The 26,780-nt window shown below is 59.2% G+C and carries 28 protein-coding genes; 14 read left to right on the plus strand and 14 right to left on the minus strand.

All coding sequences use genetic code 11. The features are described 5' to 3' along the window. Positions 1-10: 10 nt before the first annotated feature. Positions 11-805: an IclR family transcriptional regulator gene (locus tag ACR0DA_RS05725; RefSeq protein ID WP_367647370.1), complete on the plus strand. Its 795-nt coding sequence runs from the start codon at positions 11-13 to the stop codon at positions 803-805. Positions 806-809: 4 nt separating this feature from the next. Here ACR0DA_RS05725 and ACR0DA_RS05730 read toward each other — a convergent pair whose 3' ends face one another. Continuing rightward, entirely contained in the window at positions 810-1,415 is a 606-nt protein-coding gene (locus ACR0DA_RS05730) for a DsbA family protein (RefSeq protein ID WP_480633071.1), read from the minus strand. A gap of 217 nt (positions 1,416-1,632) precedes the next feature. Here ACR0DA_RS05730 and ACR0DA_RS05735 point away from each other — a divergent pair, with 217 nt between their 5' ends. Continuing rightward, positions 1,633-2,850, plus strand: coding sequence for a serine hydrolase domain-containing protein (locus ACR0DA_RS05735; protein ID WP_480753244.1), 1,218 nt, complete (start codon positions 1,633-1,635; stop codon positions 2,848-2,850). Positions 2,851-2,899: 49 nt separating this feature from the next. Beyond that, positions 2,900-3,769: an acyl-CoA thioesterase gene (locus ACR0DA_RS05740; protein ID WP_170338613.1), complete on the plus strand. Its 870-nt coding sequence runs from the start codon at positions 2,900-2,902 to the stop codon at positions 3,767-3,769. Here the strand turns inward: ACR0DA_RS05740 and ACR0DA_RS05745 are convergent. Together ACR0DA_RS05745 and ACR0DA_RS05750 are read right to left on the minus strand one after the other, a co-directional pair. Beyond that, entirely contained in the window at positions 3,766-4,533 is a 768-nt protein-coding gene (locus ACR0DA_RS05745; protein ID WP_480753246.1) for an SDR family oxidoreductase, read from the minus strand. The genes ACR0DA_RS05740 and ACR0DA_RS05745 overlap by 4 nt on opposite strands. A gap of 130 nt (positions 4,534-4,663) precedes the next feature. Further along, positions 4,664-5,893, minus strand: coding sequence for an acyl-CoA dehydrogenase (locus tag ACR0DA_RS05750; RefSeq protein WP_480753247.1), 1,230 nt, complete (start codon positions 5,891-5,893; stop codon positions 4,664-4,666). A 96-nt stretch (positions 5,894-5,989) separates the two neighbouring features. Between ACR0DA_RS05750 and ACR0DA_RS05755 the strand changes: the two genes are divergently transcribed. Beyond that, positions 5,990-6,901 carry a LysR family transcriptional regulator gene (locus tag ACR0DA_RS05755; protein ID WP_170339164.1) on the plus strand — a complete coding sequence of 304 codons (912 nt, stop codon included), beginning with the start codon at positions 5,990-5,992 and terminating at the stop codon, positions 6,899-6,901. Between the two features lies 1 nt (position 6,902). Here ACR0DA_RS05755 and phoB read toward each other — a convergent pair whose 3' ends face one another. From phoB to ACR0DA_RS05790, 7 genes are all read right to left on the minus strand, one after another. Next, positions 6,903-7,592 (minus strand): phosphate regulon transcriptional regulator PhoB, encoded by a 690-nt coding sequence (gene phoB, locus ACR0DA_RS05760; RefSeq protein WP_480753248.1) that lies wholly within the window; start codon positions 7,590-7,592, stop codon positions 6,903-6,905. Between the two features lie 12 nt (positions 7,593-7,604). Next, positions 7,605-8,306 (minus strand): phosphate signaling complex protein PhoU, encoded by a 702-nt coding sequence (gene phoU, locus ACR0DA_RS05765; protein ID WP_093962068.1) that lies wholly within the window; start codon positions 8,304-8,306, stop codon positions 7,605-7,607. A 16-nt stretch (positions 8,307-8,322) separates the two neighbouring features. Beyond that, positions 8,323-9,102, minus strand: coding sequence for a phosphate ABC transporter ATP-binding protein PstB (pstB, locus tag ACR0DA_RS05770; RefSeq protein ID WP_260066122.1), 780 nt, complete (start codon positions 9,100-9,102; stop codon positions 8,323-8,325). A 70-nt stretch (positions 9,103-9,172) separates the two neighbouring features. Next, entirely contained in the window at positions 9,173-10,219 is a 1,047-nt protein-coding gene (locus tag ACR0DA_RS05775; RefSeq protein ID WP_480753250.1) for an ATP-binding protein, read from the minus strand. Positions 10,220-10,235: 16 nt separating this feature from the next. Next, a complete protein-coding gene (locus tag ACR0DA_RS05780; RefSeq protein WP_170363458.1) occupies positions 10,236-10,769 on the minus strand; it encodes a gamma carbonic anhydrase family protein in 534 nt (177 codons plus the stop codon). Then, on the minus strand, positions 10,766-11,407 hold the full coding sequence (gmk, locus tag ACR0DA_RS05785; protein ID WP_170357855.1) for a guanylate kinase: 642 nt from the start codon (positions 11,405-11,407) through the stop codon (positions 10,766-10,768). Before gmk ends, ACR0DA_RS05780 begins: the two co-directional genes overlap by 4 nt. Before the next feature lie 15 nt (positions 11,408-11,422). Next, entirely contained in the window at positions 11,423-12,313 is an 891-nt protein-coding gene (locus ACR0DA_RS05790; protein ID WP_170403094.1) for a YicC/YloC family endoribonuclease, read from the minus strand. Positions 12,314-12,549: 236 nt separating this feature from the next. On the opposite strand from ACR0DA_RS05790, the gene ACR0DA_RS05795 reads away from it, so the two are divergent. Next, positions 12,550-13,224 (plus strand): PAS domain-containing protein, encoded by a 675-nt coding sequence (locus ACR0DA_RS05795; protein WP_480753251.1) that lies wholly within the window; start codon positions 12,550-12,552, stop codon positions 13,222-13,224. A gap of 54 nt (positions 13,225-13,278) precedes the next feature. On the opposite strand, the gene ACR0DA_RS05800 is transcribed toward ACR0DA_RS05795, so the two are convergent. Continuing rightward, a complete protein-coding gene (locus ACR0DA_RS05800; protein WP_093962074.1) occupies positions 13,279-14,649 on the minus strand; it encodes a class II 3-deoxy-7-phosphoheptulonate synthase in 1,371 nt (456 codons plus the stop codon). A gap of 169 nt (positions 14,650-14,818) precedes the next feature. On the opposite strand from ACR0DA_RS05800, the gene ACR0DA_RS05805 reads away from it, so the two are divergent. Then, positions 14,819-15,823, plus strand: a complete 1,005-nt coding sequence (locus ACR0DA_RS05805; RefSeq protein ID WP_170338595.1) for a GlxA family transcriptional regulator — start codon at positions 14,819-14,821, stop codon at positions 15,821-15,823. Positions 15,824-15,826: 3 nt separating this feature from the next. Here the strand turns inward: ACR0DA_RS05805 and ACR0DA_RS05810 are convergent, their stop codons facing one another. After that, a complete protein-coding gene (locus ACR0DA_RS05810; protein WP_170371024.1) occupies positions 15,827-16,237 on the minus strand; it encodes a hypothetical protein in 411 nt (136 codons plus the stop codon). A gap of 32 nt (positions 16,238-16,269) precedes the next feature. Beyond that, positions 16,270-17,367, minus strand: coding sequence for a PQQ-dependent sugar dehydrogenase (locus ACR0DA_RS05815; RefSeq protein ID WP_480753253.1), 1,098 nt, complete (start codon positions 17,365-17,367; stop codon positions 16,270-16,272). Positions 17,368-17,534: 167 nt separating this feature from the next. Between ACR0DA_RS05815 and ACR0DA_RS05820 the strand changes: the two genes are divergently transcribed. From ACR0DA_RS05820 to ACR0DA_RS05850, 7 genes are all read left to right on the plus strand, one after another. After that, complete coding sequence (locus ACR0DA_RS05820; RefSeq protein WP_170338589.1) at positions 17,535-18,716, plus strand: ABC transporter substrate-binding protein; 1,182 nt, start codon at positions 17,535-17,537, stop codon at positions 18,714-18,716. A gap of 131 nt (positions 18,717-18,847) precedes the next feature. Continuing rightward, entirely contained in the window at positions 18,848-19,636 is a 789-nt protein-coding gene (locus ACR0DA_RS05825; protein ID WP_480753255.1) for an ABC transporter ATP-binding protein, read from the plus strand. After that, positions 19,633-20,463: an ABC transporter ATP-binding protein gene (locus ACR0DA_RS05830; RefSeq protein WP_480753257.1), complete on the plus strand. Its 831-nt coding sequence runs from the start codon at positions 19,633-19,635 to the stop codon at positions 20,461-20,463. Before ACR0DA_RS05825 ends, ACR0DA_RS05830 begins: the two co-directional genes overlap by 4 nt. 329 nt (positions 20,464-20,792) lie before the next feature. Then, entirely contained in the window at positions 20,793-21,122 is a 330-nt protein-coding gene (locus ACR0DA_RS05835) for a hypothetical protein (protein WP_170338586.1), read from the plus strand. A gap of 210 nt (positions 21,123-21,332) precedes the next feature. Further along, positions 21,333-22,343, plus strand: a complete 1,011-nt coding sequence (locus ACR0DA_RS05840) for a branched-chain amino acid ABC transporter permease (RefSeq protein WP_093962081.1) — start codon at positions 21,333-21,335, stop codon at positions 22,341-22,343. Further along, the gene (locus ACR0DA_RS05845) at positions 22,340-23,653 is read left to right on the plus strand and encodes a branched-chain amino acid ABC transporter permease (protein WP_170403078.1); all 1,314 of its coding nucleotides are present in this window, start codon (positions 22,340-22,342) and stop codon (positions 23,651-23,653) included. Before ACR0DA_RS05840 ends, ACR0DA_RS05845 begins: the two co-directional genes overlap by 4 nt. A 188-nt stretch (positions 23,654-23,841) precedes the next feature. Next, positions 23,842-24,096, plus strand: coding sequence for a hypothetical protein (locus tag ACR0DA_RS05850; RefSeq protein ID WP_170371053.1), 255 nt, complete (start codon positions 23,842-23,844; stop codon positions 24,094-24,096). 42 nt (positions 24,097-24,138) lie between these two features. Here ACR0DA_RS05850 and ACR0DA_RS05855 read toward each other — a convergent pair whose 3' ends face one another. Next, a complete protein-coding gene (locus ACR0DA_RS05855; RefSeq protein ID WP_480753259.1) occupies positions 24,139-25,686 on the minus strand; it encodes a helicase HerA-like domain-containing protein in 1,548 nt (515 codons plus the stop codon). Positions 25,687-26,154: 468 nt separating this feature from the next. On the opposite strand from ACR0DA_RS05855, the gene ACR0DA_RS05860 reads away from it, so the two are divergent. After that, complete coding sequence (locus ACR0DA_RS05860) at positions 26,155-26,766, plus strand: invasion associated locus B family protein (RefSeq protein WP_170371017.1); 612 nt, start codon at positions 26,155-26,157, stop codon at positions 26,764-26,766. Positions 26,767-26,780: the final 14 nt, after the last annotated feature.

Here is a 26,780-nt window from a genome sequence, read left to right on the forward strand (position 1 = left end):
AGGGGCAGGCGTGGTATCCGAGACATCATCAAGCGCCGACACTGGCAAGGATCGGAACTTCGTCACTGCACTGGCGCGGGGGCTTGAACTGCTACGGTGTTTTCGGCACGGCGAAACGGCACTTACCAACACGGATTTTGCCGAACGCACGGGTCTGCCCAAGCCAACGATCTCGCGGTTGACCCATACGCTCTGCCAACTGGGTTACCTTGTTCAGGATCACGCAGGCGGTTCTTATCGGCTTGGTGTCGGAGTGCTGCGGCTGGGATTTGGAGTTCTGGGGGCGGCTGACATATGCGAGCGTGCCGTCGAGGTACTGAGGGAACTGCGCGATGGAGCCAATCCGTACCTGACGGCCGCCCTGGGCGAAGCGCATCGGGCCGAGGTCGTATACGTCGCGGTCAGCAGGTCGACGCAGAACGTGGCGCTTACCATGCATGTCGGATCCCGGCTGCCGTTATTTTCCTCGGCCATGGGGCGGGCCATTCTGGTTGGCATGACCGTGGATCAAAGGGAAACGGCGATTGACGCTGCTCGACGCGATCTGAACCTGCCCGAAGATCACCTGCGCGACTCGATAAAAACCGCGTTGGATGAGTATGATACACAAGGTTATTGTACCGGATATTCTCTGTGGCGGGATGACGTCCATGCCATTTCCGTTCCGGTGTCCACCGCCAGCGACGGGCGGGTATTTGGATTGAATATCGGCGGGCCCAGCTTTTACGTGACCCCGGAAGAGCTTGAAGGAGACCACGCGCACAAGCTGATAGATGCCGCCCGGCAATTGGGATTGCGTCCCTGAAGCCTCAGTGCAGCGCCTCGAGTTCAAGTTCTACGTTGGCCAGGCTGTTCTTGCCAAAAAACATCTCGGACCCGACAAACAGGCTGGGCACCCCAAAAACTCCGCGGCGGACGGCCGATTTTGTCTGATCCTTCAGAGTCTGCTTGGCCAAATCGCCGGTGATCGCCTCACGGATTTTTCGTACGGGCAGGTCACGTTCTTGAATGATGTCGGTCAACACATTCAGGTCGTCAATCTTCTGCCCGTGCACCCATATTGCATCAAAAACGGCGTCTACATATCTGTCTTCCCATGATTTTCCCATCGCTGCGACCGCCCCACGCATGGCGAATTTCGTGTTCAGCGGAAAATAGGGGCTCATATGAAAGTTCAAGCCGCGCCGCCGCGCAAAGCGGTGCAGGTCATGGGTCAGATACGCCGATTTCTTCCGATTTTCCGAGAACGCCTGAAATGGGCTCTGGTTGTTGGTAGCCTTGAAAACTGTACTCAGCAGAACCGGCACAAAGCGAATCTCAGCCCCGTGGCGCGCGGCGAGATCTGGCAAAACCTTATGAGCGAGGTAAGCGTTCGGGCTGCAAAAGTCGTATACGAATTCCACGTTCTGCGTCATCTGGCACCTCCGGCCGGTGGCGAATTCAGGGGTAACGGCTGCAAATCACGAATCCAGAACGCCGTCAGTCTAGCAGCGTCGCGGGTCGTGGCCGAGAGCAGACTTGCAGACCGCTCGCCCGGCAATTTTCGCCGGCTGTGTTTTTGGGCTGTTTTTCTTTGCCACGGGGCGGCAGGATTGCGCGTAGATGAAAGAAAAAACGGGGAAATTTCGGCCAATGCAATTTGATCGGACGAGGCTGGACCGCATTCAGACATGGATGCAAAGGTATGTGGACGAACGAAAATACCCCGGGTGCGCCTTTCTGTTGAAGCAGCACGGGCGCGAAGTTTTCTTTCACGATTGCGGATTGCGCAGTCTCGAGAGTGATTTGCCGTTCAACCGCGAGACCTTGGTTCGCATCTATTCGATGACCAAGCCGGTAACCACGACAGCGCTGATGATGCTGGTAGAACAAGGTCTGATGCACCTTGAGGCGCCGGTATCCGAGTTTCTGCCGGAATTCTCCGAAATGAAGGTGTTGCGGAAAGACGCGCAATCCATTGAACAAACAGAAGACTCGACGCCGCCGACCCTGCATCAACTGCTGACCCACACCAGCGGGCTAAGCTATCCGTTCAATCCGGGCGTTCTGCCTGCCGCAATGGATGCTCAGGACCTGATGTTCAAACCGGACCAGGGTCCACTGGCCGATCAGGTTCGGGCCGTGGCTGCATTGCCGCTGGCATTTCAACCCGGCAGCCGCTGGGAGTATTCGGTCGGCATCGACGTTATCGGACGGGTGGTCGAAGTCGTGTCCGGCAGGAGTTTGGACCAGTTCTTTGCCGATGAGATCTTTGGGCCGCTTGGGATGGACGAAACCGGGTTTTCGGTTCCCAAAGGGGCAGGGGACCGGTTCGCCTCGCTCTATACACCGCTCGAGGGAGACGCGATGGCCTTGAACGCGGCCAAGTCCGGCGGCGAAACGTTGCGATTGGTGGATCAGGCCGGAGCCTCGCCATTCGAAGCGGCCACGCTGTTTTCCGGCGGTGGTGGGCTGGTCAGCACGATCGACGATTTTGCCCGTTTCGCCGAGATGCTGCGCGCAAAAGGGAAAGTGGGTGATCAACGACTGCTGGGCCCGAGCACGGTGGACTTCATGATGCGCAACCACTTGCCGGGCGACATCGCGTCCATGGGGCCTGAAAGCTTTGCCGAACAGCCAATGGACGGCATGGGGTTCGGGCTTGGCGGCGCTGTGGTTTTGGACCCAGGCCGTGCACGTACCCCCGGATCGGTTGGAGATTTCAGTTGGGGCGGAATGGCGTCGACCTTTTTCTGGGTCAACCAGAAAAACGACCTGTCGGCTGTTTTCTTTACGCAGCTATCGCCCTCCAGCTCTTACCCGTCACGCTCAGAACTCAAAGCGCTGGTTCACGCCGCCCTCATTGAATGACCCTCGCGGGCCTGCTAGGCCGATCACGAACAGAACCAGAGAGAGTCGAATGACCGAAGCCGAACGCATTCTGTTGGATTTGCTGGACATTGAACGCCTTGAAGTTGACCTGTTCCGAGGCACCGGGTCCGGCGGTGAAACGCCCACGCGGATATTTGGTGGTCAGGTCATCGCACAGGCTTTGGCAGCAGCATACCGAACGGTCGAAAACCGCCTTTGCCACTCGCTGCATGCCTATTTCATCCGTCCGGGAGATCCGGAAATTCCGGTTATCTATCAGGTGGATCGCGCACGGGATGGCGGGTCGTTCACCACACGGCGCGTGGTGGCAATCCAGCACGGCAAGCAGATCCTCAACATGTCGGCCTCGTTCCACATTCAGGATGAAGGCTGGGACCATCAGCACGCGATGCCTGATGTCCCAGCGCCCGAAACGCAACCGTCACGCGATGAATTGCGGCAGAAATACCTGAACCGCGTTCCCGAAAGGCTGCGCGCCGAATTGCTCCGCGAACGCCCGATCGAGGTGCGCGAGATTGATCCCCTGGACATATTTCAGCCCGAGAAAAGCGACGACCGAAACCATCTGTGGTTCCGCATGGGAGCAGCGGAACAGGCTGATCACGTGACCCAACACCTGTTGCTGGCCTATGCCTCGGACATGGCGCTGCTGAGTTCCGGCATGCGTCCGCACGGGTTGAGCTGGTTCACGGGCGAAATCAATGGCGCGAGCCTGGATCACGCGATCTGGTTTCATGCGCCGGTTCAATTCCAGAACTGGCATCTCTATTCCATGGAGTCGCCATGGACAGGGCAGGGACGCAGCTTCAACCGCGGGTCAATCTATACGCAGGATGGTACCTTGGTCGCGTCCGTCGCGCAGGAAGGCCTTCTGCGCCGCGCCCGTAAGAAAGACTAGGTATCGCCTGCAAACTGCTGATTCAACTTGTTCATTCCCGAAATCCAACGGTCGTAATCGGCGGTTTTCAAGCGCATGTAGTCCAGAACCTGCGGGTGCGGCAGAACCAGAAAGCTCTCAGCCCCAATGGCCTCGACACATGCCTGTGCCACGTCCTCGGGTTTAAGCATGCCATCAATCGCGGCTACTGAGTCTTCAAACCCTTTGGTCATTTCCGATCGGACGGCCTGAGGACACAAGACCGAGACCCGGATGCCTTTGTCGGCATAGGTCAAAGCCAGCCATTCCGCGAAACCAACCGCCGCATGTTTGGTGACTCCGTATGGCGCGGCTCCGGGCTGGTTGAGCAGCCCCGCAGCAGAAGCCGTGATCAATATGTAGCCGCCGCCGCGCGCAATCATCCGCGGCACCAGATGGCGTGCCGTCCACACATGAGACATGACGTTGATCTTCCAGATCCTGTCCCAATGCGCATCGGGAACATCGAGACCGCCAAGCGTCAGGATGCCGGCGTTGGCGCAGAACAGATCAATGGGGCCGATGCTGGATTCAACGCTTTCGATCATTGCCTGGATTTCGTGTTCGTCGGCCACATCGCATTTGAACGAATGCCCGCCAATGTCTTGGGCGACGGTTTCGGCGCCGGTTTCATCGATATCCGCACAGATCACACGCGCGCCATCCGCAGCGAAGCGCGTCGCCATACCTTTGCCGATGCCGTGGGCTGCACCGGTAACAACTACGATTTTGCCTTGAAGGTCCATCAGCGCATCCTGTCTTGGTTTCACACAGGACCGTAACAGGTTGAAATAGCACCGCCAACGCGAACGTAGCGGTGCCAGGTCTCACAATTTTATTTACATAATACCGATTACGCGACCTTTAGATTGCGGATCAGTAGAATGCCTGCAACCCGGTCTGCGCCCGCCCCAGGATCAACGCATGAACATCATGCGTGCCCTCGTAGGTATTGACGGTCTCAAGGTTGACCATGTGACGAATGACTTGGAACTCCAACGAGATCCCGTTGCCACCATGCATGTCCCGCGCCATCCGCGCGATATCCAACGCCTTGCCGCAATTGTTCCGCTTGATGATTGAGATCATCTCAGGCGCGGCTTCGGCTTTGTCCATCAGCCGTCCGACCGTCAGGCTGGCCTGCAAACCCAAGGCGACTTCAGTCTGCATGTCCGCCAGCTTCTTCTGGAATAGCTGTGTCTGCGCCAAAGGACGATTGAACTGCTTGCGATCCAATCCATACTGACGCGCCGCGTGCCAGCAGCATTCTGCGGCCCCCATGACACCCCAACTGATGCCATAGCGTGCTCGGTTCAAGCATCCGAACGGCCCCTTCAGGCCCTGGACGTGCGGCAACAACGCACTGTCGTCGACCTCCACGCCATCCATCACGATTTCGCCGGTGATTGACGCGCGCAGGCTAAGCTTGTTTTGGATCTTGGGCGCGCTCAGACCCTTGGCGCCTTTTTCAAGTACGAAGCCGCGGATCTTTCCGTCATGCGCATCGGACTTGGCCCAGACAACAAACACATCGGCGATTGGCGCGTTTGAAATCCACATCTTGCTGCCGGTCAGACGGTAGCCGCCGTCGATCTTTTCTGCCCGGGTTTTCATACCAGCCGGGTCAGATCCCGCATCCGGTTCGGTCAGGCCAAAGCAACCGATCCATTCACCACTGGCCAGTTTCGGCAGGTATTTCCGGCGCTGCTCTTCACTGCCATAGGCATAGATCGGATACATCACCAGCGAGCTTTGCACCGACATCATCGAGCGATAGCCGGAATCCACACGTTCGACCTCGCGCGCGACAAGACCGTAGGTTACGTAACCGGCTCCAATCCCGCCGTATTCCTCGGGAATGGTGGTGCCCAGCAGGCCCATTTCGCCCATCTCGCGGAAGATTTCAGGATCGGTTTCCTCGTTCTGAAACGCCTGAGTTACCCGAGGTTGCAGCTTTTCCTGCGAATACGCACGGGCGCTGTCGGCGATCAGGCGTTCATCCTCGGTCAGTTGATCAGACAGCCGGAACGGATCGTCCCAGGTAAAGCGGCCAAGATCGGGCGCATCCTTTGCGCGCAAAGCAGGTTTGGTGTCGGGGGCGTTCATCTTCTGGCTCCAAACTGAAGTTTACACGCACCCTACCCTGCAAGTTACGCAAAAAACAGCGAGACATTTGCAAGTTTTCATGAGTAAAACGCATAGATGGATACGCCTCGTCGACTCTTTCCGTCGATTTCTTCGCTTCGCGCGCTCGAAGCGTTGGACCGGCTGGGTTCTGCCTCGGCCGCCGCGGAAGAGCTTGCGCTGACCCAGAGCGCCGTCAGCCGGCAACTGCAGACGCTCGAGACCCAGCTGGGCGTGCAGCTCATTCTGCGTGACAAAAAGCGATTGGCGTTGACGCCGGTGGCGCAGGACTATGTCGCGGAAATTCGACAAGGTCTGAACCAAATTGCGCAGGCTTCCCTGAAACTGCACGTCGCGCCAGTGGGTGGAACGCTGAATCTGGCAATCCTGCCGACATTCGGCATGCGTTGGCTGGTGCCACGGCTGCCGGATTTCGCTCGTTTGCATCCTGACATCACGATCAACATGTCCACACGCCTGAGGCCGTTCAACTTCTCGTCGGAACCCTTTGATGCTGCGTTACATTTCGGGGAACCAGATTGGCCAGGAACCGAGCGCCTGCTGCTGAAGGTGGAAAGGGTTCTGCCGGTATGTGCACCCTCGCTACTGCCAGGAGGCGCGCCGGACGATCCGCGCGAATTGCTGAAACTGCCCCTGCTTCACATCCAGACCCGCCCGCGCGCTTGGCAAGACTGGTTCAAACAAATGGGCGTTCCGCATTCAGGCGCCCTGCCCGGTACGGTGCACGATCAATTCACGACCATCAATCAAGCCGCCCTGCATGGGCTGGGCGTCGCCCTGCTGCCCAACTATCTGATCGAGCAAGACCTGGCGACCGGCAGACTTGTTGCAGCCTGCAAGGATCCGGTTGAAACCATGGGGGCCTATTATCTGGTCTGGCCAAGCTCAAAGTCCGAAGATCCGACACTTCGGCACTTCCGTCACTGGTTGGCGTCGCAGGCCCAAAACGACGAAACTCTGCCCAGATAGGCTAATCCAGCGCGTATCGAGCACCTCGAACCGTTCGAAGGGGGTCGGCTCCGCCAAACGCCGTCAACGCCTTGCGCAGTCGACCAATATGGACATCCACGGTGCGGGAATCGACATAGACGTCGCGCCCCCAGGCACGGTCCAATAGCTGATCGCGACTGAACACGCGCCCCGGCTTCTCCATGAAGGTGCACAGCAGCCGGAATTCGGTTGGCCCCATCCGGAGCGGCTTGCCCGCCCGACTGGCCTTGTGGCTCTCGAGGTCCACGACGATGTCGTGATATTCCAGGGTTTCCGCAGCCACCGCCGGGCGTACCCGACGCAGTTGAGCTCGGATTCGCGCCATCAGTTCCGCCATCGAATACGGTTTGGCCACATAATCATCGGCCCCCGTCTCCAAACCGCGCACCTTGTCCCCCTCATCGGACCGCGCCGACAGCATGATGATCGGAATCGCGCGGGTCTGCGGGCGTGCCTTTAGCTGACGACACAGCTCAATCCCACTGAGATTGGGCATCATCCAGTCAAGCACGATCAGATCAGGCGCCACCTCTTGGACCAGCACCAGGGCTTCTTCGCCGCTTGCCGCCTGAACCACTTTGTACCCGGCGGACTGCATGTTGTACGCCAGCACCTCGCGCAGTGCGGGCTCATCATCGACGATCAGGATAGTCGGCTGGCCCATTGGCATGCCGGCCACCTCTTACAGAGATTGCGAGGTGTTGTCTGCTTTCGGGCGGGCTTCGGTCGGCCGTTCGCCGGTCACCAGATAGATCACCTGTTCGGCGATGGCAGTGACGTGGTCGCCCATCCGCTCGATGTTCTTGGCGATGAAATGCAGATGCATGCAGGCCGTGATGTTGCGCGGGTCTTCTGCCATGAAGGTCAGCAACTCGCGGAACAGGCCGTTGTACATCTGATCCACTTCCTGGTCCCGATCGATGACGTCACGGGCCAACTCAGCATCCCGTTGAATATAGGCGTCCAATGCGTCACGCAGCATCCGCTCAACCTCACGCGCCATGCGGCGCAGTGCGGCGGTGCTGCCGCCGATCTGGTTGGCCTCGACCAGAATGGTGGTGCGCTTGGCGATGTTCTTTGCGTAATCGCCGATGCGTTCCAGGTTGGCCGAAACCTTGAGAACGGACAGCACCAACCGCAGGTCGCCGGCGGTGGGCGCCCGCAGAGCGATTACCCGGGCGGTTTCCTCATTGATCAGGTCCTCAAGCGCATCGATGGCCTTGTCGCCCTGCCGCACCTGCTGCGCCAGTTCCTCGTCCCGCGTTTCCAGCGAACGGGCCGCACCTGTAATCGCGGCTTCGACCAGACCACCCATTTTCATGATGTGGGCCTGAACCGCCTCAAGATCGCGGTCGAAGGCAGATGCAATATGTTGTTCGCTCATGGTCTTTTACCTGTTCTCAGCCGATGCGGCCGGTGATGTAGCTTTCGGTACGCGGGTCTTCGGGGTTGGTGAAGATTTGGGCGGTATCACCGAACTCGACAAGATTGCCCAAGTGAAAAAACGCCGTTTTCTGGCTGACGCGCGCGGCCTGTTGCATCGAATGGGTGACGATCACGACCGAAAACCTCTCACGCAGTTCATCGATCAGCTCTTCGACCTGGGCGGTGGCAATCGGGTCCAGTGCCGAACAGGGCTCGTCCATCAACAGAACTTCGGGTGCCGTGGCGATGGCGCGTGCGATACACAGGCGCTGTTGTTGCCCTCCTGACAAACCAGTACCAGGGGCATCCAGGCGATCCTTCACCTCGTCCCAGATGGCGCCGCGGCGCAAGGATTTCTCCACGATCTCGTCAAGTTCGGCCTTGGTCTTGGCCAGACCATGAATGCGCGGGCCGTATGCGATGTTGTCATAGATCGACTTTGGAAAAGGGTTGGGTTTCTGAAACACCATGCCGACCTTGGCGCGCAGTTGCACGGGGTCGATCCGCTTGTCATAGATGTCTTCCCCATCCAGGCGGATTTCACCCTCGACCCGACAGATGTCGATGGTGTCGTTCATCCGGTTCAGACACCGCAAAAAGGTAGACTTGCCGCACCCCGAGGGCCCGATGAACGCCGTAACGGTCTTGTCCTGGATTTCTACATTCACGTCCTTGATGGCGTGCGTGTCACCATAGAACACGTTCACGTTCCTGGCTGAGACCTTGAGGGTTTCGGTTTCCAATGCGCTATCCACGGGTGGCGGGTCCTTCGTTTTTTGGTCCGAGTACTCGGCTTGACCGTTCCTAGCCTATCACGCGCCAGTCTTACATGGGCAAAATGACGGTGAACACCGCGCCCTTTCCCAAATCACTTTCCACCCGCAACCGACCGCGGTGGCGGTTGATGATGTGCTTGACGATAGCCAGGCCCAGCCCCGTCCCCCCCAACTCGCGCGAGCGGTGGCTGTCGGCGCGGTAAAACCGTTCGGTAAGTCGAGGCAGATGAACCGGATCGATGCCAGGGCCCTTGTCGATGACCCTCACCCGGGCGGCCGGTCCCCGGATCGCGGTATCCTGATCTGAAACCGTCACTTGCACATCGACACCGCCACCGCTGCCGCCATATTTGATCGCGTTTTCAATCAGGTTGGTGAAGACCTGCCGCAGCTGGTCATTGTCGCCCGGAAGGCGAACGGGGTTATCCAGGGCGCTCAGAGACAGGCAAACGCCCGCGTCATCCGCCAAGGGGCGCAACGTCTCGAGCGTCACGCGCAGCAGCTCGATCAGTTCAATCTGCTGCCTTGGCCGAATGCGCTCTTCGCTCTCGACCCGATTCAAGGACAGCAGGTCACCGACCAGGCGATTCATCCGGTTGGCCTCGGCTGTCATGATCTTCAGGAATCTGTCCCGGGCCGCCGCGTCATCCTTCGCCGGTCCTTGCAAGGTCTCGATGAAGCCCATCAGAGCGGTCAGTGGGGTACGAAGTTCGTGGCTGACATTGGCAACGAAGTCACGGCGCATCTGGCTGGCCTGTTCAAGGTGGGTCACATCCATGAACGTTGCCAGAACCGCGCCACCGGAAACCGCGCCAACGCCCTGCATGTACCGACAGTGGACCTGAAACGCAGTGTCCTGTGCGCCGTCGTTCGCCAGATGCCGGCTGTTGGCCGGCCCCTTGCTCCGCAAGCTTTTCTCCATCGCTTCGATGACCTGCGGCTGTCGCAGGATCGTCGCAAAATGGCGACCGTCGATGTTTCGGCCCAACAGCGCACGCGCATCCGCGTTCGAGGCGATGATCCGCTCGGTCTGATCGACCATCAATGCGGGCATCGGCAAAGCAGAGACGACTTCGGCAAGCAGTTCGTTGCTCATGACCGGTTCACAGGACCTATGCGACGGGCGAAACGGGCGTCAGCGTTTCCCGGAACTTGCGCATGTTCTCTTGATAGTGGAGCGCGCTGAACGTGATCCGCCGGGCCGCCGCTTCGTCCAGTTGCCGGACCACCTTGCCAGGGGCTCCCATCACCAGCGAGTTGTCGGGGATCTCCTTGCCTTCCGTGATCAGGGCCCCTGCCCCGATCAGGCAGTTCCGGCCGATCTTCGCGCCGTTCAGGACGATGGCTCCCATACCAATCAGGCTGTTGTCGCCGATGGTGCAGCCATGCAGCATCACTTTGTGGCCGATGGTGCAATTCTTTCCGATCGTCAGAGGAAAACCGGCGTCGATATGCATCACGCAGTTCTCCTGCACGTTGCTGCCCTCGCCCACGCGGATTTCTTCGTGATCGGCTCGGATCGTGCACCCGAACCAGACGGATGCACCTTGCTCAAGGACGACTTTGCCGATCAGGTTCGCGTCCGGTGCAACCCAGCTGTCTTCGTGAATCTGCGGGACGTCCTGTCCCAATGCGTAAATGGTCATGACATGCTCTCGAATTCGTATTGAAGGGCGCGGACGTGATCCTGCAACCGGGGCTGCTGAATACGGCGCATCCGCTCGGCGCTGACGATCGTCTTCAGCTTTTCCTCGGTTGCGGCCAGATCGTCATTGATCAACACATAGTCGTAGTAGCCCCAATGGCTGATTTCGTCCCAGCTTTTCATCATGCGCTTGGAAATGACGTCGGCGCTGTCCTGACCGCGGGTTTCAAGCCGGCGGCGCAGCTCTTTGATCGATGGCGGTAGAATGAAAATGGACAAAGCATGTTTGCCCAGCTCGGAATTCCGGATCTGCACTTCACCCTGCCAGTCTACGTCAAACAGCACGTCCCGCCCGCTCTGGATCGCTTCGCGCACTGGTCCAGCGGGTGAGCCGTAGAAATTGCCGAACACATGGGCATGTTCCAGCATCTGCCCATTTGACACTTGCTGGCGGAAATCATCTTCGCTGAGAAAATAGTATTCGCGTCCATGTTCCTCACCCGGGCGCGGGGCGCGGGTAGTGGCCGAGATCGAAAACTCGAGATCGGTGTCCCACTCCATCAGGCGACGGGCCAAAGTGGATTTTCCGGCACCCGAGGGCGACGAAAGGATGATGAGTAGACCGCGGCGATCCGCCATTACACTTTTCCTTGCTTATTCGACATTTTGCACCTGCTCTCTCAACTGATCGATCACCGCCTTCAACTCCAGTCCGATCGTTGTCAGGTCCGAATTCTGGGATTTGGAGCACAGCGTGTTGGCCTCGCGGTTGAACTCCTGCATCAGGAAATCCAACTTGCGGCCGACCGGGGCCTCCTGCTCCAGCAGAGCGCGCGCGGCTACGACATGGGCGGCCAGGCGGTCCAGTTCTTCGGTGATGTCCGCCTTGACCGCGATCAGGGCCAACTCCTGCGCCACCCGGTCGGGATCTGCGCCCTGGCTGTTTTCCATTACCCGCGCAAGGTTCTGGCGCAGAGTGTCGGCCATGGCTTCCTTGCGCCGCTCGGCCAGCTCGCTGGCCTGCTCTGTCAGTGTCTGGATCTGATCCAACTGGGCCGACAGGATGGAAGCCAGGGCTTGCCCCTCATCCCGGCGCATTGTCACAAACTCGGCCAGCAGACTGCCAAATTCGGATTTCAACGCCTCGACCAGCGGCGCGGGATCGTCGTCTTCGGCTGCTGCGTCCAGCATCCCCTTGAGCATCAGCAGATCGCTGGCCTTTGACGGAGCAAGCGCGACACCCTTGTTGACCGCCAATTCCTCGGCCTGCGCCAGCGCATCCAGCGCGGCGCTCATTGCGACTTCGTTCAGCTTCAGTTCGGCGGCGGTTTCTTCGCGGGCAACGCGCAAGCTCAACGTCACGTTGCCCCGGCTGATCTGTTTGGACATATCCGCGCGCAGCGCAGCCTCAAGTCCCGTCAGCCAGTCCGGCACCCGCAACCGCATGTCCAGACCCTTGCCGTTGACACTGCGCAGCTCCCAGCTCCAGCTGTGCGGCCCCAATGCGCCCTTTCCGGATGCGAAACCGGTCATGGATTTGATCATGCCTGCCCTTTCCTACTGCCGCGCAGCCCTGTTCTGCTGCACCTAAAGCTATCGTACCCCATAGGGCAAGACCTTGCCGGATGTGCAATTCATCGCAAGAAGTTAACCATTCCTTAAAGATTTGGTCCAAAATTGAATAAACCCGTGTCAATCTGTCAGTCGAAGGATGGGTCGCCGCTATCGCTTTGCATGGCGCACGGACCGGATGGCCGCCAATCGACACGAGGTGCATGGTAATGAAAACCTTCCTCTGGAATGGTTCCGGGTCGAAAGCTGGAAAGATCATCGCAATGGATCGCTTTGACAGTGGGCGCAGTCTGTCCCCCATCCGTCAGGCTGAGGCGTATTGGACCGCGCTGCTGAGCGGCGACGGCGTTCCCAAGCGTTCCCAGATCGACCCACGCGGCCTCGAAAACATTCTGGAATACACATTCATTCTGGAACGCATCGCGCCCGGCCTCGCCCGGTTTCGACTGGCGGGAAGCCATCTGAACAAGATCGCGGGGATGGAGGTGCGCGGAATGCCACTGACCGCCTTCTTTGATCCCAGCGCCCGTGATCAGGTGTCAGAGACACTGGAAGAGGTGTTCGCCGCTCCGGCGATCGGTGAGTTCAGCCTTGTTTCAAAAGGCAAGCTCGGCCGGACGCGGCTGCAGGCCCACATGATCCTGTTGCCCCTCAGAAGCGATCTGGGGGATGTCAGCCGGGTGCTGGGTGTGATGGTCAGCGATGGCATGATCGGCGCTACGCCGCGACGGTTCGGAATCGAGGACGCTCGGATCCGCACACTGGTGAACATTCAGGATCAGGCCCACAACAGCCGGCCTGTCGAGGCGGGCTTTACCGAGGATCAGGCCGATTTCCAGAGACCGGCGAAACACCTGCGGCTGGTATTCTCTCGCGACGAGTAAAAAGCAGAACGGCGGACCCGAGGGCCCGCCGTTTGCGTTTCAATCCGACATGCCTCAGCTTGCTGCGCGGTCCTTTCGGTCACGGCGCAGGTTGGTCAGCTCTTCAGCCACCAGGAACGCCAGCTCCAGCGACTGCGATGCGTTCAAACGCGGGTCGCAGGCGGTGTGGTAGCGGTCCGACAGGTCCTCTTCGCTGACGGCACGGACGCCGCCGGTGCATTCGGTCACGTCCAGACCGGTCATCTCGAAATGCACGCCGCCGGGGATCGTGCCCTCGGCCTGATGCACGCCGAAGAAATCCCGCACCTCGCGCAGGACCGATTCGAACGGACGGGTTTTGTAGCCGGTTGCCGACTTGATCGTGTTGCCGTGCATCGGGTCGCAGACCCAGGTCACCTTGGCGCCCTCTTCCTTGACGGCCTTGATCAGGCGCGGCAGGTGCTCGCCCGCTTTGCCCGCGCCGAAGCGCGCGATCAGGGTCAGACGGCCTTCTTCGTTGTCCGGGTTCAGCTTGGACATCAGAACCTTTAGGTCTTCGGCCGTTGTCGTCGGGCCGCATTTCAGACCGATCGGGTTCAGCACGCCGCGGCAGAATTCGACATGCGCGCCGTCGGGCTGACGGGTGCGGTCGCCGATCCAGATCATGTGGCCCGAGCCGGCCAGCCATTTGCCCGAAGTCGAATCCAGTCGCGTCAGCGCTTCTTCGTACTCCAACAGCAGTCCTTCGTGGCTGGTGTAGAACTCGACGGTCGAGAATTCATGCGTGGTATCCGCGGTGATGCCGGCGGCCTCCATGAAGTCGATCGTGTCCTGAATGCGGTCGGCGATCTCGGAATACTTCTGCACGTCCTGTTCGTTGGTAAAGCCCAAGGTCCAGGAATGCACACGGCTCATGTCCGCGAAACCGCCGGTCGAGAACGCGCGCAGCAGGTTCAGAGTGGCCGCAGCCTGGGTATAGGCCTGCAGCATCTTTTCCGGGTTCGGGATACGCGCCTCGGGCGTGAAGGCCAGTTCGTTGATGATGTCACCACGGTAGCTGGGCAGCTCCACGCCATCGACCACTTCGGTCGGCGCGCTGCGCGGCTTGGCAAACTGGCCGGCCATACGGCCCACCTTGACCACCGGAACCTTGGCACCATAGGTCAGAACCATCGCCATCTGCAGCATCACCTTGAAGGTGTCGCGGATCGCATCGGCGCTGAACTGGTCGAAGCTTTCGGCGCAGTCCCCGCCCTGCAGCAGGAAGGCCTCGCCACGGCCGGCCGCGCCCAAATGCTGTTTGAGACGCCGGGCCTCGCCCGCAAAAACCAGCGGGGGATACTGCGAAAGCTTGGCCTCGACTTTGGCCAGCGCGGCCGCGTCGGTATAGTCTGGCATCTGAACCCGCGGCTTGCTGCGCCAGTTCGTTTTTTGCCACTCGGTCATAGCTTTGATCTCCGCTGAGGTAATTCAGGTGGTCTCTATACAAAATCCATAGACCAGAGACCATATCCGATTTGCGCCTCTTGACGTCGGAAACAAGCTTTGAGCATGGTGTCGGTCAAATTCGCCGCAGGCCTTGGGCCTCGGTCCGCCGAATCAAGGACAGTTCGCCATGCAAGAGCAACGCCAAGTTGTCACTGTGGACAAGCGCGCGGCCAAGCCGCTCAATTTCGTATTCGTGTTGCTCGACAAGTTTTCGTTGCTGTCTTTTGCCTCGGCACTGGACAGCCTTCGGATTGCCAATCGTATGGCGGATCAGCAGATCTATACCTGGTCGCTGGCCGGTGAAGGCGGAGAGGTGGTCAGCTGCTCGGCCGGGACGACGTTCGAGCTTGACCGCGATCTGGACGAACTGCAGCGGGACGAGGTGATCCTTGTTTGTGGCGGCGTCGATGTTCAGGCGGCGACCACCAAAAAGGTTCTGAACTGGCTGCGCCGCGAGGCCCGCAAAGGCTTGAAGATCGGTGGCTTGTGCACGGCGGCCTATACCCTCGCCAAGGCCGGCCTGCTGGACGGCAAACGCGCCACCATCCACTGGGAAAACGCCGACAGCTTTGCGGAAGAGTTCGAAAACGTCGAACTGACGAAATCCGTCTTTCTGATCGACGGCAACCGGATGACAACGGCCGGTGGCACCTCGTCAATCGACCTGATGCTGAAACTGATTGCCGACGATTACGGTGAGGAGTTGGCCAATGCAGTGGCCGACCAGATGATCTATTCCTCTATCCGCACCGATCAGGACACCCAGCGCCTGTCGACGCCCACCCGGATCGGCGTGCGGCACCCCAAGCTGAGCCAGGTCATCCTGATGATGGAGAAGAACATCGAGGAGCCGATTTCGCCCTCGATCCTGGCCAAGGATGTTGGCATGTCGACCCGCCAGCTCGAGCGGCTGTTCCGCCGGTATCTGAGCCGTTCGCCCAAGCGCTATTACATGGAGTTGCGGCTGCACAAGGCGCGCAACCTGCTGATGCAGACCGACATGAGCGTGATCAACGTGGCCTTGGCCTGCGGCTTTGCCAGCCCCAGCCATTTCTCGAAATGCTACCGCGCGCATTACAACACCACGCCCTATCGCGAGCGTGGAACGCAGAGCGGACGGCTGTCGGTCTGACGCCTAGAACATGCCCAGAATGGGCTCGGCGCGTGTGTTGATGCTGAACTGCAGAACTAGCACGCCGTCGTGGCGTTTATGCAAAAGAGCGTAATAGTAGAGATAGCTGTTCTTGTCGTTCCAGTAGATCCGCATTTCCTGCGCGAACCCGTTCTCAAGCTCGACCCGTTTGGCAACGTCGGCATTGGTCAGGTAGTACGGGACAAGGTCACGCAGCTGCCCTTGCAGGACTTGCATCTGCTGCGGCGTGTATTCGTCGGCGCCGCCCAACCGGCTGATGACGTTCGAGAACTCGCGGTTCTTGATCTTGGTGTCGACGAAGGCTTCGTATTCGGCATAGGTCGCAAAGACCTCGTCGGCCGCGGCGGGAAGTGTCGAAAGGGACAAAAATATCGCTGCGAGAATGCGGAACATATCAATCCTCTTAGAAGTGTATCGCTGCACTCCTAGGACGAACGGGAAATCCTGTAAACCGCACCCTGCCCGACCGAGATGAACCAGATCGCACCGTCTAGGGCCTGCACGATGTCGCGGACCCGTTCGGTCTCGGGGCCTTTGATCTGCTCGACCTCGCGCAACGGGTTTCCGGACAGCCGTGCGATATAGTCGAATTTCAGCGAACCCACGAAGATGTCACCCCGCCATTCGGGAAACATCCCGCCGGAATAGACCATCAAGCCCGAGGGCGCGATGGACGGATCCCAATACAAGCGCGGCTGTTCCATTCCGTCTTTGCTGGTGCCTTCGCCAATCTTCTCTCCGGAATAATGCGTCCCGTAGGAAATGACCGGCCAACCGTAGTTGGCGCCGGGTTTCACAAGGTTCACCTCGTCCCCGCCCCTGGCGCCATGTTCCGAGACCCACAACCGGCCGCTCGTATCAACATCAGCGCCTTGCGGGTTGCGATGACCAAAGGACCAGATCTCGGGACGGATGCCTTCTTGCGCGACAAACGGATTATCCGCCGGGATCGAGCCATCGCGGTTGATCCGAATAACCGTCCCCATGTGGTTCGAGCGGTCCTGCGCGCTTGGCCTGTCGCCACGATCCCCCACAGTGATGAACAGCGTCCCGTCCTGCGCCTCGACCACGCGCGATCCGAAATGCCGGCCACCCGAGCCGCCGGGAACCGCTTCGAATATCACCTTCAGGTTGGTCAGCCGCTTGCCGTTCTCGGACAGGCGCGCCACGGTAACCGCCGTACCGGCCCCGCCGCTCTGCGGTTTCGAGAATGTTAGAAACACCTCTCTGGTGCGGTCAAAATCGCGGGCGATGGTTACGTCCAGCAGACCGCCCTGCCCTTGCGCCGCGACCTTCGGAACACCCCGGACCTTGGTGGCCTTGCCATCACGCGCCAAAAGCAACTGGCCGTCGCGCTCCGTGACCAAAAAACTGCCATCAGGCAACAAGCCGATCGCCCAGGGCGTATCCAGACCCCCCAACATGGTCGTGACCGAGACCTCGCCTGCGGATGTCTTCAATGACTCGCCCGACGCGACGGTGCCGCAAATCATCAGAATGAGAATCGTAAAAAACCTGATCATATCTTTCGCTCCAATCCCTGTCAGAATGAGCCGCCCGGGAACCAAACCCTAGAAAACAAATAGAGTTGTTCAGCCAAAAGACACATTCCTGTTTGGACTTTTCTTTTCTGAACAGCTTGCCTAGGGTCTTGCTCAGAACGAATACGTTCCAACAAGGGAGTAACCTAATGAAAAAGCTGCTTACTGCGACTGCAGCAACCGCATTGCTGGCTGGTGCCGCAATGGCCGAAGACGTCAAACTGGGCGTTCTGTTCGGATTTACCGGGCCGATTGAATCGCTGGCCCCGGCAATGGGTTCGGGCGCCGAACTGGCGATGGCCGAAGTGACCGAATCCGGCAAGCTGCTGGGCGGCGCCACCGTCACCCCGTCGCGTGCCGATACCGGCTGCATCGACAACGGTCTGGCCACCTCGAACGGCGAACGCATGATCGCCGATGGCGTTGCCGGCATCATCGGCGGCGACTGCTCGGGTGTGACTGGCGCAATCCTGCAGAACGTCGCTATTCCGAATGGCATGGTCATGATCTCGCCGTCGGCGACCTCGCCCGGCCTGTCGACGATGGAAGACAACGGCCTGTTCTTCCGCACCGCCCCGTCGGATGCGCGTGAAGGTCAGGTTATGGCCGACATTCTGAAAGACCGCGGCATCAACTCGATCGCTCTGACCTATACCAACAACGACTACGGCAAAGGTCTGGCCGACGCGATCCAGTCGTCGTTCGAGGCCGTGGGCGGCGAAGTGACCATCGTTGCAGCACATGAAGACGGCAAAGCGGACTATTCGGCCGAAGTCGGCGCGCTGGCCTCGGCCGGCGGTGACATCCTCGTGGTTGCCGGTTACCTGGATCAGGGTGGTCTGGGCATCATCCAGTCCGCTCTGGACAGCGGCGCGTTCGACACGTTCGGTCTGCCGGGCGGCATGATCGGTGACTCGCTGCCTGCGAATGTCGGCCCCGATCTGGACGGCTCGTTTGGTCAGATCGCCGGTTCCGGCGGTGAAGGCGCCGAGAAATATTTCGCGATGGCCGAAGCCGCGGGCTTTGACGGCTCGTCGCCCTACTCGCCCGAAAGCTATGACGCAGCCGCGCTGTTCATGCTGGCCATGCAAGCAGCAGGGTCGGCCGATCCGGCCCAGTACGGTGGCAAGATCCTGGATGTGGCCAACGCCCCCGGCGAGAAGATCTATCCGGGTGAACTGGCCAAGGGTCTGGAACTGCTGGCCGCTGGTCAGGACATCGACTATGTCGGCGCTTCGGGTGTCGAACTGATCGGTCCGGGCGAAAGCGCCGGGTCCTACCGCGAGATCGAAGTGAAAGACGGCAAGAACGAGACCGTCAAGTTCCGTTGATCCGTCAGCTGACCGCATGATACCAAGCAGCCCGGGCCTTGTGTCCGGGCTGTTTCAATGACAAAAGGCGCCACCTTATCTTGAGGATGGGGCAACACGAAGAACCGCGAAAGCCGCGGACAGGGGAACACATGATCGTCGTCGAGGACGTGCACAAGCATTTCGGCGGTTTCCATGCGGTGGACGGGGCATCGCTGGAGATCGAAAAGGGCTCGATTACCGGCCTGATCGGTCCAAACGGGGCCGGAAAAACCACTCTTTTCAATGTGATCGCGGGCGTTCTGCCACCGACCAGCGGCAAGGTCTGGATGGACGGCGAAGACATCACCGGCCTGCCGCCCCATGATCTGTTTCACAAGGGGCTGTTGCGCACGTTCCAGATCGCGCACGAGTTCTCGTCGATGACATGCCGCGAAAACCTGATGATGGTCCCCGGTGGCCAATCCGGTGAATCGCTGTGGAACACGTGGTTCGGCCGCAAGCGGATTGCGGATGAGGAACGCGCCCTGCGCGCCAAGGCCGACGAGGTGCTGGAGTTCCTAACCATCGAACATTTGGCCGACCACAAGGCGGGTCAGGTCTCGGGCGGCCAGAAAAAGCTGCTGGAACTGGGTCGCACGATGATGGTGAACGCCAAGATCGTGTTCCTGGACGAGGTCGGCGCAGGCGTGAACCGTACCCTGCTGATGACCATCGCCGATACGATCCTGCGTCTGAACAAGGAACGCGGCTATACCTTCGTCGTGATCGAACACGACATGGATTTCATCGGCAAGATCTGCGATCCGGTGATCTGCATGGCCGAGGGCAAGGTGCTTGCGCAAGGCACGCTGGACGAGATCAAGGCCAACGAGCACGTCATCGAGGCCTATCTGGGTACTGGGCTCAAGAACAAAGACCAGTTGGAGGCCGGGGCATGAGCGACAATCCATATCAGGATGACAAAGGCAACAAGGACGCCTCGATCACCAACACGCATGGCATCGGCACGATGACGCCGGCCCATCGGGTCAGCGGCAAGACCCACCGGGTAGAGGGCGGTCCATTCCTGATCGGTGACACCATGACCGGCGGGTACGGCAAAGGCCCCGACATTCTGCACGATTGCACGATCGCCGTGGACAAGGGCGAAATCGCCGTGATCGTCGGCCCCAACGGTGCTGGCAAATCCACCGCGATGAAGGCCGTCTTCGGCATGCTGGACGTGCGCGCCGGATCGGTGCGGCTGGATGGCGAGGACATCACCAGCCTCAGCCCGCAGGACCGGGTGATCAAAGGCATGGGCTTTGTGCCCCAAACGCAGAACATTTTCACCTCGATGACGGTTCAGGAAAATCTGGAAATGGGCGCGTTCATCCGCACGGATGATTTCTCGGACACGATGGAACAGGTGTTCGAGCTGTTCCCGATCCTGCGAGACAAACGCAACCAGGCGGCGGGTGAGCTCTCGGGCGGACAGCGCCAACAAGTGGCCGTCGGCCGCGCGCTTATGACCAAGCCCAAAGTGCTGATGCTGGACGAACCGACTGCGGGCGTTTCGCCGATTGTGATGGACGAACTGTTCGACCGCATCATCGAAGTGTCGCGCACTGGCCTTCCGATCCTGATGGTCGAGCAGAATGCCCGCCAGGCACTTGAGATCGCCGACAAGGGCTATGTGCTGGTCCAAGGCCGCAATGCATACACGGGAACCGGTAAGGAACTGCTGGCGGACGAGGAAGTGCGCAAGTCGTTTTTGGGCGGCTAACCGACGCTTTTCAGAATTCGGTTTTTTCATGGGGCCGGTCGGGATTCTCGGCTGGCCCTTTTGCTTAACCGCTTTGCGCAAAATTGAAGGCCAGAAGATGGCAATCGGCGTTGCCGGCCACACCCTTCTTCCTGAGAACCCTTATTAGGCATCTGAAAAATATAAATTATTTCCTGGCACCGCACCGGTTCAAAAAGCCTGTGGAATTTCTCGGAATGCCAATCTGCTGCTTTAATCAGGTCAAATTTCAAAAATATCGCTGCGCCCGAACCACTACACCAATCCCCGAAACGCGCCCCAATTGGGGGGCACAAAAATTGGAAGTCAAAATGAAGAAATGGATGATCGCCGCACTGGTCGCACACTTGGCAACTGGCGCTGTGGCTCAGCAACGCGAGTTTGTGTGCATATCGGATATTGATGGAACCGAGTACCGGCTGACACGGCTTGAAGGCGAGCAAAAGGGATCGGTCAAATTCGGTGACACGACCGGGGATGCTCAGGTGTTTCCTGGCCTGAACAACATGACGTTCATCCTGGCGACCGAACAGCATGTCATGACCTTCTTCGTCAAAAGCCCTGATCTGTCCTACAACCTGTCCATTCGCCGTCCGGTCCTTCAGAATGACCGCGGCCAATGCACGGAAACCGGAGCCTAGTCCCGCAATCATCTGCGATTTCAGGCCGCGTCCCACATGGTGGCGCGGTCTTTTTCTTTCGGGGATCCGCAGAGGGTTGGAGCGCGTGTGATCAATGTCCGCCAAACCGCATAAAAACATGCACAAAGCCGCAAAAATCATGCTCCAAATTGTTGTGTCTTTCGTCGGCGTCATGCCATAAAGCCGCACCCGGACAGTGAGAAGAACATAATGGACCTACTGAATGCGCTTGTTGCGCTTGCGAACTTTGTGATCGTGCCCGCGGTTGCCTATGGCAGCCAGTTGGCACTTGGGGCGCTGGGGGTCACCCTGATCTACGGCATCCTGCGGTTTTCCAACTTTGCCCACGGGGATACGATGGCCTTCGGCGCAATGATCGCCGTGCTGGTCACCTGGGGTCTTCAGGCCGCAGGGATCGGGTTCGGGCCCTTGCCGACGGCGCTTCTGGCGCTTCCGTTTGCGATCCTCGGGTGCATCCTTCTGGTGCTGATCACCGACAGGCTGGTCTATCGTTTCTATCGTGAGCAAAAAGCCAAACCTGTGATCCTGGTGATCGTATCCATGGGTGTGATGTTCATCATGAATGGGCTGGTGCGCTTCATCATCGGTCCCGATGACCAAAGGTTCTCGGATGGGGCACGGTTCCTGATTTCTGCGCGGGATTTCAAAAAGATGACCGGGCTGGATGAGGGGCTTGCGATCAAGACCTCGCAGGGTATCACAGTGATCGTCGCCGTCGTTGCCGTCGCTTTGCTGTTCTGGTTCCTCAACAAGACCCGCACCGGCAAGTCGATGCGCGCCTATTCCGACAACGAGGATCTGGCCTTGTTGTCCGGCATCAACCCGGAACGTGTGGTGATGATCACCTGGATCATCGTTGCGGCACTGGCCACGACGGCCGGAGTTCTCTACGGGCTGGACAAGAGCTTCAAGCCATTCGTCTATTTCCAGCTGCTTCTGCCGATCTTTGCCTCGGCCATCGTGGGCGGATTGGGTAACCCGATTGGGGCTATCGCAGGCGGATTCATTATCGCCTTTTCCGAAGTCACGATCACTTATGCCTGGAAGAAGGTGCTGACCTACCTTGCCCCGGAAAGCCTCGAACCTTCGGGCCTGGTGCAGTTCCTGTCCACCGATTACAAATTCGCCGTCAGCTTCGTCATTCTGCTGATCGTGCTTCTGTTCAAGCCAACGGGTCTGTTCAAGGGGAAAGCGGTATGAACGAAGCAGTCAAAAACACCCTGCTTTTCGTGATTGTCGGCGGGCTGATCCTGCTGACCGGTTTCGTTCAAAGCTGGAACACGGCGATCTTGATTCTGAACATGGGTCTGATTTCCGCGATCATGGCGATCGGTGTGAACCTGCAATGGGGCTTTGCCGGACTGTTCAATGTCGGCGTCATGGGTTTTGTTGCGCTGGGCGGACTTGCGGTTGTGCTGGTCTCTACCCCTCCGACACCCGGAGCCTGGTCCGCGGGCGGATACGGGATCGTGCTGGCGCTTCTGCTGGGGGCGGCGACCGTTGTCGCAGCCGTGATGGCCGCGCAAAAAATGCCCAAGGGCCGGGCACGAACGCTGGCGATCATCGCAATCCTCATCGTCGGGTTCTTCGTCTATCGCGCGGTGTTCGACCCGAGCATCGCAGCCGTCGAAGCCATCGACCCAGCCATTGCCGGAAATATCGGCGGACTGAATCTTCCAGTGCTGCTTGCATGGCCGGCGGGAGGGCTGTTGGCCGCGGGCGCTGCCTGGCTGATTGGCAAGACGGCGTTGGGTCTGCGCTCGGACTACCTTGCGATTGCCACGCTGGGCATCGCCGAGATCATCATTGCGATCATGAAAAACGAGGACTGGCTGGCCCGAGGGGTCAAGAACGTCTACGGCATCCCCCGCCCCTCACCTATCGTGGGCTATGAGATTGACCTGCAGAGCGACCCGTCCTTCGTCGAACGTGCAGCCTCATTCGGGCTGGACCCGGTGACCGCTTCGACCCTGTGGGTGAAACTGGGTTATGCATTCCTGTTCCTGATCGTGCTTCTCATCCTGCTCTGGATGGCTCAGATGGCGCTCAAAAGCCCGTGGGGCCGCATGATGCGCGCGATCCGCGACAACGAGGTCGCCGCCGAAGCCATGGGTAAGGACGTCACCCGCCGTCATCTGCAGATCTTCGTTCTGGGCTCGGCCATCTGTGGCATTGCCGGGGCGATGATGACGACGCTGGACGGCCAGCTGACACCCAGCGCCTACCAACCGCTCCGGTTCACCTTCCTTGTCTGGGTGATGGTGATCGTCGGCGGTTCCGGTAACAACTTCGGCTCGGTCCTGGGGGCCTTTCTGATCTGGTTCCTGTGGGTCGAGGTCGAACCGATCGGTCTGTGGCTTATGAACCTGATCACTTCCAGCATGCCAGATGGCAGCGCGCTTAAGGCCCACCTGATCGAAAGCACGGCACATATGCGCCTGTTCACGATGGGGCTTATCCTGCTGATTGTTCTCAGATTCAGCCCAAGGGGCCTGATCCCCGAGAAGTAGACATCTTTCATCACGAAACCGTCAGGCCGCGCCATGCGAATGGCGCGGTTTCTTGATTGCGGCTTGAAAAATCAATAGACGCATTCACACTCTATGAACCATACCGGCGCATATTGTTCGAAAGACCACTCACCTGATGCGCCGTTCGTAACGAGTAAACTCTGACCCAGAAGAAAAGTTTTTGCACCATGAAGACTTCCACAAAGAAAATTGCCCTTATGGTTCCGGTCCTGGCTGTTGTGGCCGGATGCATCCCGAGCCCACGTGAACTGGAAACCACACCCGTCCAGGTACAGACGCCAAAGGGCGTCGTGACCTGCCAACTGTACCGCCAGGATCGGGTTGACTGGGATCGCGCGATTGATTTCCCGGCCACCAAGATGTCGGTTCCCGAAGCTGACGCCTATTGCCAGCAGGAAGGACAGCGGCGCCTCAACCGCTGACGCGGCACGCCCCGCCAGTTCCGGCTGGCAGGGCGATGAAATTCAACGGTTGCGAAACAGCCCGCCCAGAATGCCGCGAACGATGCGGCGTCCTGTTGTTCCTTTCAGCTCTTTGATGACTGCCTCGCTCATGGCAGAGGCAAAGCTGTCTTGCTTTCGGACCGATCGTGCAGACGAGCGCCCTACTCTGCTGCCGCTGTATCTGCGCGCCGCCGAATACTCCCGCTCGGACACCGACCGGGTGTCGTCTTGCTCCTCGGGTTCGGCTTCCTCGGCCTCGGCCGCGGCCTTGGCCGCGCGCGCCTGCAGGATTTCGAATGCCGATTTGCGATCCAGAAGCGTTTCGTACTTTCCGGCCATCGGAGACACCTCCATCACAGCCTTGCGCTCGGCGTCGGCAATCGGGCCCAGTTGTGAACCCGGCGGACGTATCAATGTCCGCTCGACCATACCGGGGGCGCCCTTTCGTTCGAGCAACGAGGTCAACGCCTCGCCCACTCCGACCTCCCGGATCGCGGTTTCCGTGTCGAAGGCCGGGTTTTCCCGATAGGTTTCCGCGGCCAGCCGCAAATTCTTGCGATCCCGCGCGGTGAAGGCGCGCAAAGCATGTTGGACGCGATTGCCCAACTGCCCGAGGATATCTTCGGGAATGTCGGCCGGGTTCTGAGTAATGAAGTAAACCCCAACGCCTTTGGATCGGATCAATCGCGCGACCTGCTCGACCTTGTCCACCAGAACCTTGGGCGCATCGTCGAACAGCAGATGGGCTTCGTCGAAGAAAAAGACCAGCTTGGGCTTGTCGGGATCGCCGACTTCGGGAAGTTCCTCAAACAGTTCGCTCAGCAGCCACAAAAGGAACGTGGCATACAGCCCGGGCGCGCCCATCAGCTTGTCAGAAGCCAGGATGTTGACCATCCCGTGGCCGTTTTCATCCAGGCGCATCAAATCCGACAGTTCGAGCGCGGGCTCACCAAACAGCCGTGCGCCGCCTTGGTTTTCCAACACCAGCAATCGTCGCTGTATGGCACCGATCGAAGCGGTCGAGACATTTCCATAACGCAAGGACAGCTGCGACCGGTTTTCACCAATCCAGACCAGAAGAGCCTGCAGGTCCCTGAGATCTAGCAGCGGCATCCCTTCTTCATCCGCAACCCGGAAGGCGATGTTCAGCACACCTTCCTGCGCTTCGCTCAGGTCCAGAAGCCGGGAAAACAACAGCGGCCCCATCTCGGTAACCGTTGTCCGGACAGGGTGGCCCTGCTCACCAAACAGATCCCAGAACGTGACTGGGCACGCGGCATAGGAATAGTCGGCAAACCCGATGCGCTGGGCGCGGTCCATGAAGGCCTGGTGCAACTTGTGATCGGGGCTACCGGGACGCGCCAGTCCGGACAGGTCACCTTTGACGTCAGACAGGAAAACAGGAACGCCCTGCTGCGAGAACCCTTCGGCCAGGATTTGCAGGGTCACGGTCTTGCCCGTCCCCGTTGCACCGGCAATCAGACCGTGCCGGTTTGCATATTTCAGCGTCAAACCCTGCGGCTGCTTGTATTCAACACCGCCACCGCCGACAAAAACGTTTTCCGTCATATTGATACGTCCCAAAACTTAGCGTCCCGGCACCACCATACAAACTTAACCTTTGACTGCGATAGTGATTTTGCCCGCCTCGCAATTCCCTCGTGTGGTGGGCAAACTTCCTCCCTGTCGACTGGCTGTGCTTTCGGGCACAGCCCTTTTTTTGAAATTGCCAAGTTTCTGCTTGTGGAAACATTAAATTTCGCTGTTAGCAGTTGACCACTGGGTTCGCCTCTCGTAACGTTCGGGCATAACTAAGTCGGCCAGTCCGACGGGGAGATACATTGATTGAAGGGAGCCGCACGTACGGCTCCCTTTGTCGTTTGTACTCAAAGGCTTCCCGGCGTCACTTCAGGTTGCCTACGATGGGTCGGCGAAAATCCGTCCAATCCCGCGTTTGGCGCGCGCTTTGCAACTGACATGGCGGAGCAGGAATGCTAGAGACGTTTGAAAAAGCTGTATCAGCACAATGAGGCACTGATGATCACCAAACTTGTTCCAGCCACCCTGGTAACGGCTGCATTGCTGGGCTCAGGCGCGTTCGCCCAGGAAGCCACGACTGAAACTCAAGAGCAGACCCAAACCGGTCAGACCACGGATACCGGCTCCGACCTGGATCTTGGTCAAAGCGGCCCGCGTGTCGGCGAGCAATATGTCCGCGAGAAGTCGGGCGACTGGGAGATCTCCTGCATCAAGGCGCAGACCGGCGATGACCCCTGTGCGATGGTTCAGATTCTCAACGGTGCGCAGAATGAACCTCTGGCCGAGATTACCGTTGGCAAGCTGCCCGCCGGTGGTGCCGCCGCAGCCTGGGCAAACGTCATTGTTCCGCTGGAAACCCTGCTGCAGGCACAACTGGCCATCTCGATCGATGGCGCACCGCGCAAGCTGTACAACTATCACCACTGTGTTCCGGTCGGTTGCGTTGCACAGCTGGGTCTGACGCAGGGCGACATTGACGCGATGAAAGCAGGAACGAAGGCTACCATTTCACTGGTGCCCGCACGCGCGCCCGATCAGGTTATCAACATGGATCTGTCGCTGAGCGGATTTACCGCTGCATTTGACGGCCTGCAGGTCAACACCAACTGATCACGCCAAAATGA

The organism is Ruegeria sp. CI8, assembly GCF_056536865.1.